The sequence below is a fragment of the Actinosynnema sp. NPDC023658 genome (assembly GCF_040639995.1).
GTDB lineage: Bacteria > Actinomycetota > Actinomycetes > Mycobacteriales > Pseudonocardiaceae > Actinosynnema.
Genome location: NZ_JBFAAX010000963.1, coordinates 1 through 2,042, shown reverse-complemented (window position 1 = coordinate 2,042; position 2,042 = coordinate 1). Strand labels below are relative to the sequence as shown.

Genomic DNA, 2,042 nt, shown 5'->3' with positions numbered 1-2,042 from the left:
ACCGGCGCGACGAGTCCGAACCCCGGCACCACCTCCCGTCCCGGAACAGCGTCCTGACCACCGAGGACGTCGTCGCGGCGCCCGCCGTGATCGGGCTGGACGGCTGGGACGACGCGAACCGGGCCGGTTCCGCGCACCGCTGACCGGACGGCGGCCCCGATCGACCCGCTCCAGTGGGGGAGGAACCATGCACTTGAGGATGACGCCCACTTTCTCGGCACTCAGCGAAAGGGAACTCCAAGTGCTCGAGGTGATCGCGCGCGACAAGACCGACCGGGAAATCGCGCACCACCTCGGCATCGGCGAACGGACCGTTCGCGCGCACGTCGGCAAGATCATCCTGAAACTCGGTGTCGCGTCGAGGGTCGGTGCCGCGGTCGCGTTCGTCGAATGGAGGGCGGGCGCGGAGAACCGTCGGTGCGACGGTTCCTGCCTGGCGGAAACGCCAATGGTGGACCTGCGCTCGGAAATGGCACACTAGACGTATTCCGGAGAAGTGAACGGCGATGTCCGAGAGGACTTCGCGACTCCGGAAAAGGCTGTCCACCGGGGGGTGACGACCGCCTTGCGCCGAGCCGGTCCCGAACCAGGGGGGTGGGGACCGGCTCGGCATCGCCCCGCGCCGGGCACCCGCGGTGCGGGTGGGTCACCGGTCGGTCGTCATGGGTGCGCCCACCGCGCCGTCCCTGGTGTTGGTCAGGAAGGCGGTGACGGGCAGCGAACCGTCCGCCCGGCGCGGACCCTCCGCCGTGGCCGGGTCGAGTTCGCGCAGCACCCGCGCGTCCCAGCCCGGACCGTCCCAGGTGTTGCCCTCCTCCGGCACCTTCCGCTCGGGCACCACCTGGACCTTGTTGCCCAGGGAGAGGCTCCGGCGGACCGTCGAGGCCGTCCCACCCAGCACGAAACCGTCCTCCGCGTTGCGGAACGCGCTGTCGGCGGTGAACTGCTTGCCGGTCGTGCCGTCGGAGGTGAAGCCGTGGCCGTTGTTCTTCCAGGCGGCGCTGCGGGTGACCACGTGCGCACCCGTCCGGCCCAGGTCGAACCCGTGCCCCGAACCGGTGGGCCGCACCGGCGACCAGCGGCTGATGCCGTTGCCGTAGGACCAGGTCGAGTCCACCGTGACCGGGTCGGTGAAGTCCTCGACGACCAGCCCGTCGTCCAGGTTGTGGTACGTGCGGCAGCCGCGCACGACGTTGCCCGTGCCGTCACCCGGACCGATCGCGAGACCGTCCGCCTCACGCCCGGCGATGTCGGCGTTGCGGTGGAAATCGCTGTCGAGCACCCGGTTGTCGGACGTGCCGGGGCCCGAGAGGCGCAGCCCGGTGCCCTGGTTGTCGTGCACCGCGAGGCCCTCGAACACCGTGCCGCGGCACGACTCGCACGAGTAGGCGGTGCTCGCGGCCCCGGTGATCTCCAGGCCCCGCACCGTCCAGTGCGCCGCCCGCTGCACGATGAACGGCCGGTCGCCGGGCGTGCCGGTGGCGTCCAGGACGGCGTGCTCACCAGGGAAAGCCGTCAACGTGATGCGCCGGTCGGGCGTGCCGCTGGTGGTGATGTCCACCGGGGCGCTCGCCCGGTGCGTGCCGCCGCGCAGGTAGATCGTCTGCCCCGGCTCGACCACCGAGACCGCGCGACCGAGCGTGGCGAACGGCGCCCGTTCGGTGCCCGCGGCCGTGTCGTCGCCGGTGGGTGAGACGTAGTAGGCGGCCGGGCCGGCGGAGTCCGTCGGGATCGTGACGCCGTCCAGGGGCGTGTCCGCGGCCATCGGCGTGATCCACACCGTGAGCGCCACCGCGGCGGCCACGACGGGCGACGCCACCACCGCGACCTTCGGCGGCAGACGTGCGACCACCCAGTGCGCGAGCCCCGTGGTCGACAGCGCCGTCGGCGGCAGCGCCGTGGACGCGGTGAGCACCCCGATCGCCACCGCCAAGTGCTCGGACCGGGTGCGCGGAGCGCCGGCCACCGCGCACACCGGACACCCCCGCACGTGCCGGGCCAACCGCTTGAACCACCTGCCGTCCGCGACACCCGACCAGCCG

2 protein-coding genes are annotated in these 2,042 nt (G+C 72.5%); one reads left to right on the top strand and one right to left on the bottom strand.

Annotated elements, in window-relative coordinates; genetic code table 11:
- Positions 1–187 precede the first annotated feature (187 nt).
- Positions 188–481 (top strand): helix-turn-helix transcriptional regulator, encoded by a 294-nt coding sequence (locus AB0G02_RS36960; protein WP_360804173.1) that lies wholly within the window; start codon positions 188–190, stop codon positions 479–481.
- 165 nt (positions 482–646) lie between these two features.
- On the opposite strand, the gene AB0G02_RS36955 is transcribed toward AB0G02_RS36960, so the two are convergent.
- Positions 647–2,042 (bottom strand): right-handed parallel beta-helix repeat-containing protein (locus AB0G02_RS36955; RefSeq protein WP_360804170.1); only part of this gene is annotated, 1,396 nt, incomplete at its 5' end.

Excerpts from the sequence above, each read along its gene's own strand:
- AB0G02_RS36960 (WP_360804173.1), top strand. The coding sequence starts at position 188 with ATGCACTTGAGGATGACGCCCACTTTCTCGGCACTCAGCGAAAGGGAA.